General features: G+C 27.2%; 1 protein-coding gene. It reads left to right on the forward strand.

Going from position 1 to position 1,590, the window contains the following annotated elements; all coding sequences use genetic code 11:
• The first annotated feature begins 115 nt into the window (after positions 1-115).
• Positions 116-1,480: an autotransporter outer membrane beta-barrel domain-containing protein gene (locus MBFIL_RS04375; RefSeq protein ID WP_066971841.1), complete on the forward strand. Its 1,365-nt coding sequence runs from the start codon at positions 116-118 to the stop codon at positions 1,478-1,480.
• The last annotated feature ends 110 nt before the right edge of the window (positions 1,481-1,590 follow it).

Genomic DNA, 1,590 nt, shown 5'->3' on the forward strand with positions numbered 1-1,590 from the left:
ATCTTCATGCAAAACCATAAACACCAACTCAACAAAAACTAAAAAACACTAATAATATATTACACCCCATAATATTTAAAACTAAGCATAACTAAAAAGAATCAAAAAATAATTATTGCACAGCCAATTTAGTAATAAAAATTTACTTATTCAAGGAAATAGTGTTGCTACTATTGATGCTAGAGGTTTAGGTAATATTTTCACTAGTGCTATTACTACTAATAATGTTACTTTTAAAAATCTGATTTTTATTAATGCTTCTGGTTCTTCTGTTTATGGTGGTGGTGGTGCTATTTTTAGTAATTCTAATTTAACTATTATTAACTGTAGCTTTATTAATAATTCTGGCAATGGTGCTGATGGGAATGGTGGTGCTATTTATAATAATGGTGCTGATTTGACCATAAGGGATTCTATTTTTGAAAATAATTCTGCTAATTCATATGGCTATATTAATTATGGTGGTGGTGCTATTTTTAGTAGTGGTAATCTAAATATTTCTAATTCTACTTTTACGAGTAATGTGGCTTTTAATAATTCTGGTGGTGCTATTTGTCTGCCTTATGGGGAGGGTAATGTTAGTATCACTGGTTCTAACTTTATTAATAATAATGGTAAGTATTGTAGTGCTATTATAATTTATAATGGTGGTAATATTTACATTAATGATTCAAAATTCATCAATAACTCTAACGGTTCATATGGGGTTATTTACATTTTTAATAATAGTATATATAATAATAGTATATCTAATTCTACTTTTAGTAATAATAGTAATCAGTCTATTGTACGTGTGGGGGGAGGAAATTTAAACATTTCTAATTCTACTTTTAGTAATAATACTAATAATGAGATTATACTTTCAAGTAGTAATTCAATTATTTTTATTAATAATAGTAATTTTAGTAATAATCTTATAAATTATGGCGTCTATGGTAGTCTTAGTAATATTAGTGTGAGTGGTTCTAGTTTTATTGGTAATAATGCTAGTTCTGGTGGTGCTATCTTTGGTAGTTCTAGTAATATTAGTGTGAGTGGTTCTAGTTTTATTGGTAATAATGCTAGTTCTGGTGGTGCTATCTTTGGTAGTTCTAGTAATATTAGTGTGAATAATTCTAGTTTTATTGGTAATAATGCTAGTTCTGGTGGTGCTATCTATAGTACTGGTAGTAATTTTACTGTGACTACTTCTGATTTTATTAGTAATAATGCTAATGGTCGTGGTGGTGCTATTTATAGTATTAATAGTAATATTAATGTGAGTGGTTCTAGTTTTATTAGTAATAATGCAACTTATGGTAGTGCTATTTATAGTAATGGTAATTTTAGTGTGAGTAATTCTGTTTTCACTGGTAATAATGTTACTGGTCCTGTTTTCTACATTGATAGTGCTAATTTTAGTGTGAGTAATTCTGTTTTCACTGGTAATAATGTTGGTAGTGGTTCTGGTGGTGTTATATATTTGAGGATTCGTATTTAATAATTTTCTTTTTATATGTATTATTTTTTTTCTTTGGTATTTTTATTTATGTTTGATTGTTTATATATTTTTTTATGAGTTTTAATAGTAGTATTCGTAAGTGTTTTAGG

Origin of the sequence: Methanobrevibacter filiformis (genome assembly GCF_001639265.1) — an archaeon.
Lineage (GTDB): Archaea > Methanobacteriota > Methanobacteria > Methanobacteriales > Methanobacteriaceae > Methanacia > Methanacia filiformis.